This window comes from Acinetobacter sp. AOR34_HL, from assembly GCF_027854795.1.
GTDB classification, from domain to species: Bacteria; Pseudomonadota; Gammaproteobacteria; order Pseudomonadales; family Moraxellaceae; genus Acinetobacter; species Acinetobacter junii.
Genome location: NZ_JAKTID010000043.1, coordinates 63,658 through 79,769, shown reverse-complemented (window position 1 = coordinate 79,769; position 16,112 = coordinate 63,658). Strand labels below are relative to the sequence as shown.

The window sequence follows — 16,112 nt, the reverse complement described above, 5'->3', positions numbered from 1 at the left end:
TTAATAAAATTTATTTCGGTGCCCAAGCTGGTTCGCGCACTTCACCTTGCTCACTTGGTAAATTCATACGGAAACGACCATCAGTAGACATGATTGATAAAAGACCTCGACTACCTTCACGAGTTGCGTATACAACCATTTGCCCATTAGGTGAGAAGCTTGGTGATTCGTCTAAGCTTGTTGGTGTCAAAATATTGGTAATACCTGTATTGATATCTTGTAACGCAACTTTATAACTACTTCCGCTAGGGCGGTGTACTAAAGCAATCTTTTTACCATCAGCACTCAGTGTGCCACGTGCGTTAAATGCACCTCTAAATGTCAAACGTTTTACAGAACCATCATCAAAACTGTAGCGATATATTTGTGGAGAACCACCACGATCTGAGGTGAAGATAAATGACTTGCCGTCAGGTGCATAGCGTGCTTCGGTATCAATTGCAGAATCATTTGTCATACGCTTAACTTGGCGCGTATTTAGATTCATTTGATAAATTTCGGGATTACCATGCATAGACGCAGTAAATAACATGGATTGCCCATCAGGAGAGAAGCTTGGTGCTCCATTGAGTCCTCTAAAACTTGCTAGAACTTCCCGTTGACCTGTTGCTAAATCTTGTAAGTAAATAGCAGGGCGCTTCGTTTCAAATGAAACATACGCAATTTTCTTTGCATCTGGTGACCATGTTGGAGACAAAATTGGATCGCGTGATGACAAGACCGTTTTTGGCTGTTCACCATCAGTATCTGCAATTTGTAATGTATAGCGTTGAGCGGGTGTTGCTTGATTACGAAGTACGTATGCGATACGACCACTAAAATCACCTGCGATACCAGTTAATGCTTGGTAAATTGCATCACTGATCATATGTCCAGCTTGACGAATACGTGAACTCGGTACAGTTAAAACCTCATTCAAGAGATATTGCTGTTTTTGTACGTCATAAAGTTGATAGTGAACTTCAAATGAATTTGCATCAATAGGTTTGATTTGCCCAACAACAACATATGGAACACCAGCATTTTGCCAATCTGCCGCTTGAATTTGATTTAATGCAGCCGATGCAGGTAGATTTTTTGATGCACTTGTAAAGCGACCTGAGCGATTTAAATCATTTTCAACAATTGGATAAATTGCATTGTCATTTGTAAAAGGGATGATAGCAATTTTAGGTGCTTGTTCTGGTGCTTTTGCAATTTCTAAATGAAGCTGTGCAAATGCAGAAACAGGGATTGCTGCGCTAATTGCAGTAAATACTGCTAGAGAGATGAGGTGCTTACGAGTCTTATCCATAGTTACAATTACTTGCGTTCGTATTTTTGTGGCTGTTGAATTATTTAGCATAGTTACATGCTTTGTGCTATTAAAAGCATGTAACGTTAACTATTCATTACTATTTTGCAGTAAAACTTGAAGTAAAGCTTCTTGCTTCACGTCGAGCATCAGGATCTTCAGGCATTGGATAGGGAGCGGCTGCACGAACTGCTGCTTCAATACTAGCTTTCATGTCGGGATCAGAAGAATTAACAATCACAGACATAACTGCACCACTATCATTCAGTGTGACCCGAGCTGTAGCTTTTTGACCAGATGAGCTTAATGGAATATTCCATGCACGTTTGATTTTGTTCTCAAAATCACGCTTAGCTGTTGAGGCAATTTTTTTAGCTTCAGCTTTTTTCTGAGCAGCTTCTTGCTCGGCTTTTTTTGCAGCAGAAGCTTTTGCTTCCTCCGCATCTGCTTTAGCTTTAGCTTCTGCATCGGCTTTACGTTTAGCGTCAGTCTCCGCTTTAGCCTTTGCATCTGCTTCTGTCTTCGCTTTTGCATCAGCTTTACGTTTGGCATCTGCATCGGCTTTAGCTTTCGCATCTGCATCGGCTTTACGTTTAGCATCAGCATTCGCTTTTGCCTTGGCTTCCGCATCAGCTTTTCGTTTAGCTTGCGCATCAGCTTTTGCCTTCGCATCAGCCTCTGCTTTGCGTTTGGCATCTACTTCAGCTTTACGTTTTGCATCAGCGTTCGCTTTTGCCTTAGCTTCAGCATCAGCTTTACGTTTTGCATCTTGTTGGGCTTTTAGCTTTGCGTTCTCGGCAGCTTTTTGTTGTGCTAATTTAGCATCCTGTTCAGCTTTTTGGCGTGCTTTTGCATCAGCTTCTGCTTTTAGATCAGTCTTACGCTTAGCTTCAGCAGTTGCCTTTGCTTCTGCTTCAAATCGTTGTTTTGCTGCTAATGCTTCTGCAGCTTTTCTTTGCTGTTCTACTTGCTTCGCTTGAGCAGCTTCTTCACTCTTACGTTTTTGTTCAGCTAATTTCGCCTGTTGTGCTTGCTCTTGTTTCCCTTTCTCTGCAGCAAGTTGTTGAGGGGTAGGTGTTGGAGGTGTAACAGGAATATTTTCAGGTTGAGTATTATCAACAATAGGACTTAATATTTCATTAGCCTGATTTTCTGAAGTTGTTTCCTGTTCAACCTCTATAGCTAAGGGTGGTTGAAAGTCTTCAGGTTTTACTAAGACAGTCGTCAGTTTCTTAGGAGGTTCGGGCGGTTTACTTAAACCTAAAAAAAGTAAGCCTACAATAGCAATCGCATGAACTCCAAATGTGAAGCCAAGTGCGATAGCGTTTTGCTTAAATGGTGGCTCGTGAATATTTTTCATAACTTATTTTAAAGGCTCTGTCAGTAAACCCACTTGTGTTAAACCTGCTTCTTGTAGGCTTGCCATCAGTGATACAACTTCACCATAAGGGCGTGATTTTTCACCATTCACGAGAACAGTGAGTTGTTTATTATCTTGTTCGGCTTGTTGTTGTGCCTTCGCTAAAACAGTTTCAAGTTGTTCGAGTGTTAGTGGTTCACTGTCTTTGTAATCTTCATACTGCAAATAGATATTGCCATCTTTACCAATCGTCACCATCGCTGGCATATCTTTAGATTCAATAGGATGATTATTGGCTTGAGGTAAATCAACTTTTATGCCACTGGTAATCATCGGTGCAGTTACCATGAAAATGACCAATAACACTAACATTACATCAATATAAGGGACGACATTCATGTCACTTTTAAGTGGTTTTTTGATGCGCTCGAAACGTCCAGATCGCTGAATTGCCATTATGCATCTTCCTGTGTCGTTCCAATTGATTGACGTTGTAGAAGTGCAATCATTTCTTCAGCAAATAGGGCACGGTCAGAATAGATGCTTTCGCCTTTAGCTGTAAAATGGTTAAACGCAAGTACAGCGGGTATCGCTGCGAATAAACCAATAGCAGTTGCGATTAGTGCTTCGGCAATACCTGGTGCAACCGTGGCTAATGTAACCTGATCAACTGCTGCTAAACCGATGAATGCGTTCATAATCCCCCAAACAGTTCCGAACAAACCGATATAAGGAGCAACTGAGCCGATACTAGCTAAAGAGCCAAGACCAACTTCTAAGCCGCCTTGATCTCTACTTAAACCTACACGAAGAATACGCTCTGTACCTTCAATCGTTTGTGTAGTATCAGCTTTGCGCTTCTGTAATTTTAAAAACTCACCTAAGCCCTGATAGAAAATATCTTCAAGACCACGACGCTTTGAGTTTAATTGGGCATTATTATAAAGCGTATTTAATTCGGCACCTGACCAAAACATTTTTTGAAAATGCTCGTCATCTTGTTCTGCTTTTTTGAAACCCATATGCAATTTTGCAATCAAATACCAGCTATAAATAGAAGCGAGTAATAAGATCAGCATCACCAATTGTACGACAGGGCTTGCTTGTAAAATCAGGTCAGAGATATGCAGAGAAGATTCTAAATTTGTTGCCATAAGTTAAGTGCCGAAAGTTTATTTTTAGTCCTGTGCTAATTCTTTTTGAATCAGATCACGAATTTCGTCAGGAAGTCGACGTGGCATCATGTCTTTATTCAAACATGCCAACGTAACCTCACCTGAAGCCAGCAAGATTTCACCACGATAAATATTTTGTTGCAACACAAAAGATGCGGCTTTACACGAAATAACACGTGCTGTAACGGTAATTAAATCATCCATTAATATTGGACGTACATATTTCACCTGAATTTGGTGAACCACAAAGTTGTAATCCTCTTGGTGCCAATAATGATCAACGCCAGCTGCTCTTAGCCATTCTGTTCGAGTACGCTCCATATAGCGGATATGATTGGCATGATAGACGATACCACCTGCATCTGTATCTTCAATATAAACGCGAATGTTGAATTCAAAATGATTTGCCATTTCTTTTACCTATTGGTTTCGTACTGGGAGCGATGAAGGAATGATATGTTCTCGATGAGACTAAGGAAATAGTAATAAATAACATATTCTTGATGCGCATAAAAAAAGCCCTAACATGTAGGGCTTGACCGAAAAGACAATTATTTAAAGTTAATTGAGTTCATCCCATTCAACTGTTTTAGGGAATCCTGTTACTGTTATGCCATCTGCATATGCACTGATTAAAGCCTTGTAATTGCTCGTGTTTGAAATCTTAATTGTATTTTTTATATTGTCAGTGTCTTCAATCATAATTTCAGCAAAATTAGGATAGAAAGCTATTTTATCTGTATCATTTTCAAATCTGACATCACTTTTGAAATTGACTGAGAAAAATTTACTTTCAGGAGTACCTTGAATATTTCCTAGTGCAGTAAACATAAGATTATTCACATTGAGTTGGTAATTATTGATCATCAACCGTTGCGTTTTTTTGGTTTCATCATCAAATACACTTAGTACCATTTCTTTGATTTGATATTGAGTAGATGATCGGGTGTATTTACTGGCAAAGTCACCATTGAAAGTAATACTCGAATCACTTGGTGGAATGATTTTGAAGTTCTTTAATGAAGTCTCGTAACGTGCAGAATCTGCCGATGATATTACTTTGCTATTTACGGATCCAGAGATGGTGAAAATACCTAAGCGAGTTATAGAGCTGCTGTCATCATTTATATAATCCATAAACTCACAGCCATTGAATGTAATGCTCTTGTCGCTGTTTTTTGTAAATGAGCCTTTTGAACATCTAAAGTTATTACCAGCATAAATGCCATAATAAATATTTCTGCAAACTCAGTGCCAATCAATGCAATATTGTCATTCTCTTGAGATAAACTAATGATTGGTTCATAAATCGACTCAATAGATTCTGCTTTGGTGTAGTTTATTTTTTTCTTTACTTTGGATGGATGTTCCATTACTACTACCATCACTTCCATCCCCACAAGCTGTTAGTAATATTATGCTGCTATAAAATATTGTTGTGGAAAGTTTATTTTTCATTTTAACCCTTAATAAAATAATGAAGTAAGTAGAATAATCTGTATATTATTTTAATTACTTCACTATAGAAAGTATTTTATTAAAGGAAATTGATATTATTCAGGTGGGGTCATACCAAATTGCAAATAAGCCATATTCGTTGCTATACGCCCGCGAGCAGTGCGCATAACATAACCTTGTTGGATTAAGTAAGGTTCAATAACATCCTCTAGTGTTCCGCTATCTTCAGCCATTGCGGCTGCTAATGCTTCAACACCAGTAGGTCTGCCTTCAAATCGTTCAAGCAACATACTGATATAACGACGATCTAAAGTATCTAAACCTGCTTTATCGACATTTAGCATGTCTAGAGCACGTTGAGCCATTTCTTGAGTTACTTCACCTGTGCCTTTCACTTGAGCGTAATCGCGTACACGGCGTAATAGTCGATTGGCGATACGTGGAGTACCTCGGGCACGTCTTGCAATTTCAGTTGAACCTTCTCTAGTAATTGGAACATCCATGAGGTTTGCTGAACGCGTTACAATATGCGTAAGATCTTCAACAGAGTAAAACTCCAGACGTTGCACAATTCCAAAACGATCACGTAGCGGGGAAGTGAGTAGACCAGCACGTGTTGTTGCTGCGACTAATGTAAATGGCGGTAAATCTAGTTTAATAGAGCGCGCTGCTGGACCCTCGCCAATCATAATATCCAGTTGATAATCTTCCATCGCTGGATAGAGGATTTCTTCAATCACTGGCGAAAGACGATGGATTTCATCTATGAATAAAACATCACCTTCTTCTAAGTTGGTCAGCATCGCAGCTAGATCACCAGCCCGCTCCAATACAGGACCAGACGTAGACTTTAAATTGCCACCCATTTCGCGAGCAATAATGTTGGCGAGCGTGGTTTTACCTAAACCTGGTGGTCCAAAAATTAGCGTATGATCCAGTGCTTCACCACGCCCACGAGCAGCACCAATGAAAATTTCCATTTGCTCGCGAACCACGGGCTGACCAATATAGTCAGCAAGTGATGTCGGACGAATTGCACGATCAAAATGATCTTCAGGTTTTTCAATTCCACTAATGAGGCGATCTTGCATAATATTACTTCATCATCGATTTAAGAGCTGCGCGGATAATATCGGCAGATTCTGTATAGTCAGCCTTGACAGCTGCCACAGCTTTTTGTGCTTCAATAGGTTTATAGCCAAGCGATTGTAAAGCAGCCTCAGCCTCAGCAACAGGTGAGTTTGACATGAATTGAATTTGAGAGGTGGTTGTTTGTGAAGTGCTATTCGCTGACTGTGAAAGTGCTTTGAAACGATCACGTAATTCAATCATTAAACGTTCAGCCGTTTTTTTACCAACCCCAGGCACTTTAATCAGTGTATTGATATCATCGTGTTCAATGGTGTGAATTAATAATTCAACACTTAACGTAGATAAAATCCCTAATGCCATTTTTGGTCCTACACCGTTTACTTTGAGTAGGGTGCGGAAAATAATTTTTTCTTGTGCTTCACTGAAGCCATATAATTGTTGAGCATCTTCACGAACGACTAAATGCGTCCATAACGTTACTTTTTGTCCTTTTTGTAATTGGCAAAATGTTGAAAGCGGTGTATCGATTTCATAACCAACCCCATTTACATTAAGTAATACAGTAGGGGCTTCTAAGGCAAACACTTCGCCAATTAAACATCCGATCATAGAAAATTTTTCACTATTTATTTGAAAAGATTTAAACCAAAGTCATTTAAGAAAATAGAGTTTGCATATTCTTTTAAAAGAAGCCAACTTTATTCCCTTGTAGCTCTTGCGCCAAGCTATAAGCCTGATGGTCTGAGAACTTACTAATAATATCTAAGACTTGCATAATATTATTGTAATGGTTGTTTTGAAAATTTGCGCCTGAATGTTGCAAAATCGACATCAAACGTTGTTCTTTAAAGCTTAATGTTTTATGCGGCATGGTCAAAGGCACAAAAGCATCTAAAATAGTCTGTAAGCTTTGATGCGCAATAATTTCTAAACCGGATTTTTGAGGATGTTCAAAAATACGATCACGTGCAAGATTTTTCGCAGTTTGAATCCCTGCTTCAATATCAGGTGAGCAATATTGTAAAAGGCTACCTTTGAGTTGACCTGTGATGATTTCATAGTGGTGTTTTGCAAAAGCCGTCGTGACTTCATCGACTAATCGTTTCATTACACGACCACGCAAGGCTGCAATTTTTTGTTGCCAAGTGGTATGCGGTAAATGCAGCTCTTCAGGAAGACCAAAATCTGCGATCAAGTTGAGGAAGATAGGTTCAACTTCTTCATAACTCAACATATTAAGAATGATGCCATCTTCTAAATCAATCAGTGCATAACAAATATCATCAGCAGCTTCTAATAAATAAGTTAGAGGGTGACGACAATAGTGATATTCACCCAGTTTAATTAAACCAAGCTGTTCAGCAAGCTGTTTTAAGATTTCCTTTTCTGATTGATAGCAACCAAATTTTGCTCTTTGATGGGATGGGGTATCGCCTTGTTGGTCGATGGTTTTTGATAACCAAGGATATTTTAAATAGGCACCCAGTGTTGCGCAGGTCAGACGCATACCACCATCATCAGGATGGTAGTCAATACGACTCAGTAAACGAAGACCTTGCGCATTACCTTCAAATTGACGAACGTCTGCTTCTTCTTCGGGAGTGAGTTTGGTCAGAAAGTCACGATGTGAGGCATCATCAAACCATTCACGTATCGCATATTCACCTGCATGACCAAAAGGGGGATTGCCAATATCGTGAGCTAAACATGCCGCTTGAATAATCGCACCGACATCAGCAGGTGAAATCCACATAGGTAATTCATCTTTGATCTTTTCTGCGGCGAGCATACCAAGCGAGCGACCAATACAAGATACTTCGAGTGAATGAGTCAATCGAGTATGAATACCATCGTGCTGAGTCAATGGGTGAACTTGAGTTTTTCTATTCAGTTGTCGAAAACTTTGGGAAAATATAATTCTATCGTAATCTTTATGAAACGGGCTTCTAGCCAATTCGGTGCTACTTTTTTTACTACCTAAGCGAATTGCAGAGAGCAATTCCAACCAACGCATTTGTTCCATTTATCATTATTCAAACTGACTTTAATTCATCATGCCAAAAAAAAGATTAAAGCACTAGAGTAGTGCGACATAAGTTGTCATGTAAGTGTAAAGCACTCTGATTTTTCTATTGATAGTATTGGTTTTTATACTATTGGAATAAAGAGGTCGTGAAAATGAGAGATGGGAAATGCGTACATCAGAACAAACTAAACGAATTGTTACGAATATACTAAACCCATAAAGCGATAAGAAATTAAGTGATTTGGGATAGAAAACTCTGATTTTTAAGATGGATATGGCTAGCTGAAAGAAGGCTTTCACAGTAGAATATGCGCTCTCTCATAAGTCACATTGCGGTAGGTTCGTTAGACCCACCCGTGGAGCCAAAGTCAACATGTTTATCGTGGCCGGTGCATCAGCACATTCTTCTTTTAAGAAAGCTCAACTCTTAAACCGTTTAGCGTCAATGAGTTCTGTTCAATCTTTTGACAGCCAGTGGGTTTATTTGTTTGATCAAGCGCTCAACGAGCAGCAACATCAATCGGCATTACAACTTTTAAACGATGGTCAATCTTTCGAACTTCGCCAAGCTGCAAGTGATGAAATCCAAATTTTAGTAACTCCACGTGTTGGCACAATCTCTCCGTGGTCGTCTAAAGCAACTGATATTTTCCAAAACTGTAATACACCAGTACACCGTCTAGAACGTGGTCTTTTATTCACGTTAAAAGGTGTCACTGAAATTACGAATGAAGTTAAACAAGTACTTCATGACCGTATGACGGAAACAGTTTTTGCTCAAATTGAAGATGCAAAAGCTTTATTCTCAGAAACTGCGCCGAAGCCACTCAACTCAATTGATATCTTGGGTCAAGGTAAAGAAGCATTAGTTAAAGCGAATAATGAGTTCGGCTTTGCTTTATCTGAGCAAGAAATTGATTACTTAACCGAAGCATTTACTAAGCTGGGTCGTAATCCAAATGACATCGAGTTAATGATGTTTGCTCAGGCGAACTCTGAACACTGTCGTCATAAAATCTTTGGTTCTGAATGGACAATTGATGGTGAAAAACAACCATTATCATTGTTCCAAATGATTAAGAACACCTATAAAGAATCTCCAACAGATGTATTGTCGGCGTATAAAGACAATGCCTCTGTGATCGTGGGTTATGACACGATGCGTTTTTATCCAAAAGCGGATGAAAATGGTCACTTTGTTTATAAATATAAGAGCCAAGCCGCTCATATTTTAATGAAGGTTGAGACGCATAACCACCCAACAGCAATTTCTCCATTTGCTGGTGCTGCAACTGGTTCAGGCGGTGAAATCCGTGATGAAGGTGCAACAGGTCGTGGTGGTAAACCAAAAGCAGGTTTAACAGGCTTTACGGTTTCTAACTTGAATATCCCTGGTTTCGAACAGCCTTGGGAAGAAAACTACGGTAAGCCTTCACGTATGGCATCGCCATTACAAATCATGATTGAAGGTCCATTGGGTGGTGCGGCGTTTAACAACGAGTTTGGTCGTCCTGCATTAAATGGTTATTTCCGTACCTTCGAACAGAATGTGAATGGTGAAGTTAAAGGCTTCCATAAACCAATTATGATCGCTGGTGGTTACGGTAACATTCGTCCTGACCACGTTGAAAAAGATGCGATTCAACCAGGTGACTTGCTCATTGTATTGGGTGGTCCTGCCATGTTAATCGGTCTTGGTGGTGGTGCTGCATCATCTGTAGACAGCGGTACTATGGGTGAGAGCTTAGACTTTGCTTCAGTACAACGTGAAAACCCAGAAATGGAACGCCGTTGCCAAGAAGTCATTGATACATGCTGGCGCTTAGAAGACTTTAACCCAATCGTGTCTATACATGACGTGGGTGCGGGTGGTCTATCCAATGCGATGCCTGAACTAGTGAATGATCACGAGTTAGGTGCTGTATTGAACCTGCGTAAGATTCCATCTTTAGAGCCAGGCATGAGCCCGATGGAAATCTGGTCAAATGAAGCGCAAGAACGTTATGTGTTAGCGATTCGTCCAGAATCTTTAGAACAGTTTGAAGAAATTTGTGCACGTGAGCGTTGTCCGTTTGCAGTACTTGGTGAAGCGACTGAAGCACGTCATCTGACTGTTGAAGATCCGTTATTTGAAAACAATGCAGTCGATATCCCAATGCAAGTCATGTTGGGTGGTACACCACGTATGCAACGTTCATATGAAACGATTGAACGTAAAGGTAACGACTTTGATGCATCAAAAGTTGATTTGAAAGATGCGATTTTCCGCGTATTGAAGAATCCAACAGTTGCGTCTAAATCATTCCTGATCACAATTGGTGACCGCTCGATTACAGGTATGGTTGCCCGTGATCAAATGGTTGGCCGTTGGCAGGTTCCTGTTGCAGATGCAGCAGTAACGACGACAAGCTTGCAAGGCTTTACAGGTGAAGCTATGGCGATGGGTGAGCGCCCACCAGTTGCTTTGTTAAATCCTGCTGCATCTGCACGTTTAGCGGTTGCGGAAGCAATTACCAATATTGCCTGTGCCAACATCGAACAAATCAGCGATATCAAGCTTTCTGCCAACTGGATGGCTGCGGCTGGTCAAAAAGGTGAAGATCAAGCCTTGTTTGAAGGTGTGAAAGCGATTGGTATGGAAATGTGTCCTGCATTGGGTATCGCTATTCCTGTCGGTAAAGACTCACTTTCAATGCGTACCACTTGGAATGATGGTGAAGATAAAGCCGTAACTTCTCCAATGACAGGCGTAATCACTGCGTTTGCACCTGTTTTAGATGTACGTAAAACATTAACACCTGAACTGAAGAACTTAGCAGACTCAGTACTTGTACGTATCGATTTATCTAAAGGTCAATTCCGTTTAGGTGGTTCGATCCTTGCGCAAGTATATAAAGCAATCGGTTCTGTTACCCCTGATGTTGATAGTTTTGATGACTTCAAAGCATTCTTTGCCTTGATTCAAGACTGGAACAATCGTGGCGTGATCAAAGCTTACCATGACATTGGTGATGGTGGTCTATTGGCGACTGTTGCTGAAATGATGTTCGCATCGCGTTTAGGTGTTGCTCTAGAAAATCAATCAACTGAAAGCTTATTTGCTGAAGAAATTGGTGCAGTACTTCAAATTACGGCTGCTGATTGGGCGCAGTTAGAAGTTGAAGTTGCAGCATCTAGCTTGAAAGATACAATTGCTGTTGTTGGTCGTGTGAATACAACTGATCAATTGGTTGTAAATGGTTTAACGCTTGAGCGTGCTGAATTACAACAAGCTTGGGCTGAAGTTTCACATCAGATCCAACGTTTACGTGACAACGTTGAAACAGCTGATCAAGAATTTGCTTTAATTGCAGATAAGAACCACAAAGGTTTAATTGCACAACCAACATATGACTTAAATGAGCCAGTTGAAGCGCCGTTTATCAATACACGTCGTCCAAATATGGCAATTTTGCGTGAGCAAGGTGTAAATGGTCATGTGGAAATGGCGGCAGCCTTTGACAAAGTAGGCTTCAATACTATCGACGTACACATGAGTGATTTACTTGCAGGCCGTGTGAGCTTAAGCGACTTTGAAGGTTTAGTGGCATGTGGCGGCTTCTCATACGGTGACGTGATGGGTGCTGGTGGTGGCTGGGCGAAATCAGTATTGTTCAATGCGAAACTACGTGATCAGTTCGAACAATTCTTCCATCGTGAAAATACATTCAGCTTAGGCGTATGTAACGGCTGTCAAATGATGTCACAACTTGCTCCGCTGATTCCTGGTGCAGAGCATTGGGGACGTTTCCACCGTAACATGTCAGAAGTATTTGAAGCGCGTGCAGTGAATGTTCGTGTAGAGAAATCTGTTTCTGTGTTGCTTGAAGATATGCAAGGTTCGATTTTACCAATCGCAGTTGCGCATGGTGAAGGTCGTTTAGTTGCGACAGAACAACAACTTGCCACTTTAAATGCAGAGAACCAAGTCATCTTGCGTTATGTAGATAGTTTGGGTAATCCAACTCAGCACTATCCATTGAACCCGAATGGTTCACCTGAGGCGATTACAGGACAAACTTCTAAAGATGGTCGTGCAACAGTAATGATGCCACACCCAGAGCGTAACTTCCGTGCTTTACAACATTCTTGGAAGCCTGAAGATTGGGCTGAAGATGGTGCTTGGTTGCGTATGTTCCGCAATGCACGTAAGTTCATTGGTTAATATGAAATAAAAAATAAGCCACCGTAAGGTGGCTTATTTCATTCAAGTATAAAAATGAATATTGATGGAGAATAACAAATGAAATCAAAAATCCATTTCCACGAATTTGCTCTGTTGATGGCATTATTAATGTCGATCGTTTCTTTTTCGATTGATGCGGTATTACCTGCTTTAGGTGAAATCGGAAAAGTTTTTATTTTACAAAATGATAATCAGTCACAGTGGGTCATCATTACGATTTTCTCTGGTATGACTTTGGGGCAATTGATTGCAGGTCCATTGTCGGATGCGATTGGACGCAAACGGATTTTATTTACAGGGATTGTCATTTACTTTCTAGGAAGCTTGTTGTGTTATTCCACACAAAGTTTTGAATGGTTTTTAGTTGGGCGATTTATTCAAGGAATAGGGGTGTCTGGTCCTTATGTAGCTTCTATTTCCATTGTGAGAGACAAATATAGTGGTGCCCAAATGGCACGTATCATGTCTTTGATCATGATGGTATTTATGGTTGCTCCAGCTGTTGCACCAAGTTTAGGGCAATTGATTATTCATTTCTTTGGATGGCGAGATATTTTTGTCTTATATATGGTTTACGCAACCATCGTTGGATTATGGGTTGCTTTACGTTTAGAAGAAACCTTAGTTCCAGAAAATCGGTTACCTATGCGTGTACAAGCATTTAAAGATGGCTTTAAGGAAGTGGTGAGTAATAAAACCACGATGAGTTATCTGTTGTGTGCTGGCTTTTGTTTTGGTGGGTTTATTGGTTATTTAGGAACTTCACAACAAATTTTTATGCAGCAGTTTGGTAAATCAGGTGCAGAATTTAGTGCTTATTTTGCTGTGTTAGCAGGTGTGATGGGGATTGCTTCATTTACTAACTCTAAAATCGTAATGAAGTTTGGTATGCGTCCAATCTGTATTTATGGTTTTTTGGGTTTATGTTTAATTTCTTTGATATTCCTGATTATTCAGCTTGTTGGCGTTCAGATTTTTTTTTGGATGTTTATGCTGTATGCATGCATTCTATTTTTATTGTTTGGAACTTTATTTGGTAATTTAAATGCAATCGCTATGGAACCGATGGGGCATGTCGCAGGAATGGCTTCAGCGATTATCGGTGCATCATCTTCTGTACTGTCTTTAATTCTAGCTTCGATTATTGGACAGTTATATAACGGGACATTAGTTCCAATGACCAGTGGTTTTGTGATTTTATGTGGTTTAGCTTTTGCGATGACAATATATGAGAAGAGATATTTAACAAATAAAAAAGGTGTTGGCATGCAATAAAAAATAAGCTGGTTTGTAGAAAACAATAAATATAGGTATTTTGATTCGTTGAAATAAAAGTCATTATGAAATGGCTTTTATCTATATCAGCTTATTGGATTTAAGAATCCTGATGTTTTAAGAGCATCGGATGTTTATACATTACATCGGTACGTAATACATATTTCTGACCTGAAAGCACAGGTGCTCCCTCATGTAACTGTTGATGCTCAAATACTAATATCTGCCCAAGTTTGGGTTGAATACTCGCGATTTGAGTTTCCTTACAGGGTTTCAGCATGCCACTATCACGGTAAAACACTGTTTCTCCACTCGTAAAATCTTCGCTCAGATAGATCAATAATGTAAGTTGACTACTATGCCAATCATTCACTTCATAAATCCCATCCCAATGTGGTCTAAATGTTTCCCCATTTTCATAACGATAAAAACGAAAACGTTCATTTAAGCCACTTAATGTCCAACCATTCAATTGCTCAGGCAAGAGATGTTTGAGTTTGGAAAATAGTGTTTCGGCAAGCTGAATATCATCATAAATCACTCGTTTATTATTTCTGACATTGGTGAGCACTTGACGAGCTGAGTTTAGGAATACATCAGCTGTTTCATAATGATATTGATTACTAAGTTCGATGAATGAAAGACATTCTTGATCTGAGAACACATCATCTACAGTAAAAATTAAAGGTGAGTTCTGATGTGTTTGTTGTTTTTCTTGTTGTAGAAAAAGAGTTTGCTTGGAAGTTATCCCATTTTGATGACCTATATCATTTTGAGTTGGAATTGGTTGTTTTATCATCATAACTAGTTTAATTAATATTATTTAAAATGGTTCAATTTTTGCATTCTCAATAATGATCATAAGAATCGGAGAACAACATGATGAAAAAAGCAAATCACATGAGAACAATCCATAGCAAAGATAAAGGTTGGTTTTTGTTTGGCTTAACGGTTGCTATCCAAGTTGTATTCATAGTTGTTAGTTACCTCGTTATGAATATTTCGCTTTGATATTTCATTGTTTTTAAGCTTATGATTGATGATCAGCAAGAGTTCAACATCATTAAGAATATGCTAAAACTTATTTATTATGTACCTGAATCACACCTTGAATTAACCAAAAAAGCTATCTTTGAAGCTGGTGCAGGCGGTATTGGCAATTATGAGCATTGTGCTTGGCAAGTGAAAGGAATAGGGCAGTTTAAGCCTGTTAAAGGTGCAAATCCATTTTTAGGACAATTAGACGAACTAGAGCAGCTTGAAGAATGGCGTGTAGAAACCATTGTACCTGAAGAAAAAGCCAGTGATGTGGCGAAGGCATTAAAGGCAAGCCATCCTTATGAAGAGCCTGCCTTTGAGTTTATCCAAATATTAGATTTTGAATAATTATACTTTTTGAATAAATAAATCACGATCAAAACGATATTGCGGGAAGAACACGCCATCTTTGGCACGCTCACCTGCACCAATCACCATCACAGGATATTGTTGATCATTTAGCTTTAAAATTTTACGAACCAAAGGTTCATCAAAACCTTCCATCATGCAACTATCAAAACCATAAGCGCGTAAAGCCAATACAAGGTTTTCACAGGCTAAAGCTGTGGTTTTAGTTGCCCATAATTTGGCATCGGCAGGGTTAAATGCAGTCACGGGAAGTTGTTTATCGAGAGTACGGGCTACTTTAAATGCAACTTTTTTGAAGTTACCTAAGGCATTGAAATAACCTGTTTTATAGTTGTAGGGAATAAAGCGGTAATACTTTTGAACCGCTGGTGGTGCTTCTGGAAATGGAAACTCGGTGATATTTAGTTTTGCCATTTCATCAACACGATCTGTTCTAGCGACACATACGATTAATTCGGATGCAGTTTTAGCGGCAAGTTGTCCTAAACACGCTTTAACCAGTTGTTTTTTCTTGCTTGGATTTTGCACAACATAGAATGTCCAAGGCTGTAAGTTTGATGAGTTGGGTGCAAGCAGTGCCAAATCTAAACATTCATCTAAAATCTCACTTGGAATTGGTTTATCCGTGAACTTACGTACTGAACGACGGCTTTCAATGACTTTACGGAAATTGGCAACATCAATATCTTGAGGGGCAGGTTCGTAGTAGCGTTTTTTTTCGGTTTGATTTTGTTCAGACATGAGAATAAATGTTCCTATAAGTTTGTTGTTAATATTGGGACGTTAAATAAAAAAACCAC

The 16,112-nt window shown here is 39.5% G+C and carries 14 protein-coding genes and 1 pseudogene; 4 read left to right on the top strand and 11 right to left on the bottom strand.

The genetic code is table 11. The features are described from left to right. Positions 1-10: 10 nt before the first annotated feature. The 9 genes and pseudogenes from tolB to MKL32_RS07210 all read right to left on the bottom strand — a co-directional run bounded on the left by tolB (position 11) and on the right by MKL32_RS07210 (position 8,402). Entirely contained in the window at positions 11-1,294 is a 1,284-nt protein-coding gene (gene tolB / locus MKL32_RS07250; protein ID WP_035338630.1) for a Tol-Pal system beta propeller repeat protein TolB, read from the bottom strand. Between the two features lie 100 nt (positions 1,295-1,394). Further along, entirely contained in the window at positions 1,395-2,654 is a 1,260-nt protein-coding gene (gene tolA / locus MKL32_RS07245; protein ID WP_270900358.1) for a cell envelope integrity protein TolA, read from the bottom strand. 3 nt (positions 2,655-2,657) lie between these two features. Further along, positions 2,658-3,110 carry a protein TolR gene (tolR, locus tag MKL32_RS07240; protein WP_004913571.1) on the bottom strand — a complete coding sequence of 151 codons (453 nt, stop codon included), beginning with the start codon at positions 3,108-3,110 and terminating at the stop codon, positions 2,658-2,660. After that, positions 3,110-3,808 (bottom strand): protein TolQ, encoded by a 699-nt coding sequence (gene tolQ / locus MKL32_RS07235; RefSeq protein WP_004913568.1) that lies wholly within the window; start codon positions 3,806-3,808, stop codon positions 3,110-3,112. Before tolQ ends, tolR begins: the two co-directional genes overlap by 1 nt. A 24-nt stretch (positions 3,809-3,832) precedes the next feature. Beyond that, positions 3,833-4,240, bottom strand: coding sequence for a tol-pal system-associated acyl-CoA thioesterase (gene ybgC / locus MKL32_RS07230; RefSeq protein ID WP_004913566.1), 408 nt, complete (start codon positions 4,238-4,240; stop codon positions 3,833-3,835). Positions 4,241-4,390: 150 nt separating this feature from the next. Next, positions 4,391-5,287 (bottom strand): annotated as a pseudogene (locus tag MKL32_RS07225) (hypothetical protein). Positions 5,288-5,382: 95 nt separating this feature from the next. Then, the gene (gene ruvB / locus MKL32_RS07220) at positions 5,383-6,378 is read right to left on the bottom strand and encodes a Holliday junction branch migration DNA helicase RuvB (protein ID WP_004952988.1); all 996 of its coding nucleotides are present in this window, start codon (positions 6,376-6,378) and stop codon (positions 5,383-5,385) included. Between the two features lie 4 nt (positions 6,379-6,382). Beyond that, a complete protein-coding gene (ruvA, locus tag MKL32_RS07215; RefSeq protein WP_005402998.1) occupies positions 6,383-6,988 on the bottom strand; it encodes a Holliday junction branch migration protein RuvA in 606 nt (201 codons plus the stop codon). 73 nt (positions 6,989-7,061) lie between these two features. Continuing rightward, a complete protein-coding gene (locus tag MKL32_RS07210; RefSeq protein ID WP_004913557.1) occupies positions 7,062-8,402 on the bottom strand; it encodes a deoxyguanosinetriphosphate triphosphohydrolase in 1,341 nt (446 codons plus the stop codon). A 376-nt stretch (positions 8,403-8,778) separates the two neighbouring features. Between MKL32_RS07210 and purL the strand changes: the two genes are divergently transcribed. After that, a complete protein-coding gene (gene purL / locus MKL32_RS07205) occupies positions 8,779-12,609 on the top strand; it encodes a phosphoribosylformylglycinamidine synthase (protein ID WP_039046898.1) in 3,831 nt (1,276 codons plus the stop codon). 78 nt (positions 12,610-12,687) lie between these two features. Further along, entirely contained in the window at positions 12,688-13,905 is a 1,218-nt protein-coding gene (locus MKL32_RS07200; protein ID WP_204378813.1) for a multidrug effflux MFS transporter, read from the top strand. A gap of 100 nt (positions 13,906-14,005) precedes the next feature. On the opposite strand, the gene MKL32_RS07195 is transcribed toward MKL32_RS07200, so the two are convergent. After that, the gene (locus MKL32_RS07195; protein ID WP_333724598.1) at positions 14,006-14,704 is read right to left on the bottom strand and encodes a prolyl hydroxylase family protein; all 699 of its coding nucleotides are present in this window, start codon (positions 14,702-14,704) and stop codon (positions 14,006-14,008) included. 80 nt (positions 14,705-14,784) lie between these two features. Between MKL32_RS07195 and MKL32_RS07190 the strand changes: the two genes are divergently transcribed. Both MKL32_RS07190 and MKL32_RS07185 read left to right on the top strand, forming a co-directional pair. Next, positions 14,785-14,916 carry a KGW motif small protein gene (locus tag MKL32_RS07190; protein ID WP_262445374.1) on the top strand — a complete coding sequence of 44 codons (132 nt, stop codon included), beginning with the start codon at positions 14,785-14,787 and terminating at the stop codon, positions 14,914-14,916. Positions 14,917-14,976: 60 nt separating this feature from the next. After that, positions 14,977-15,291: an NGG1p interacting factor NIF3 gene (locus MKL32_RS07185; protein WP_204378812.1), complete on the top strand. Its 315-nt coding sequence runs from the start codon at positions 14,977-14,979 to the stop codon at positions 15,289-15,291. Here the strand turns inward: MKL32_RS07185 and MKL32_RS07180 are convergent, their stop codons facing one another. Next, a complete protein-coding gene (locus MKL32_RS07180; protein ID WP_042890624.1) occupies positions 15,292-16,053 on the bottom strand; it encodes a nitroreductase family protein in 762 nt (253 codons plus the stop codon). It abuts the gene before it with no gap. Between the last annotated feature and the right edge of the window lie 59 nt (positions 16,054-16,112).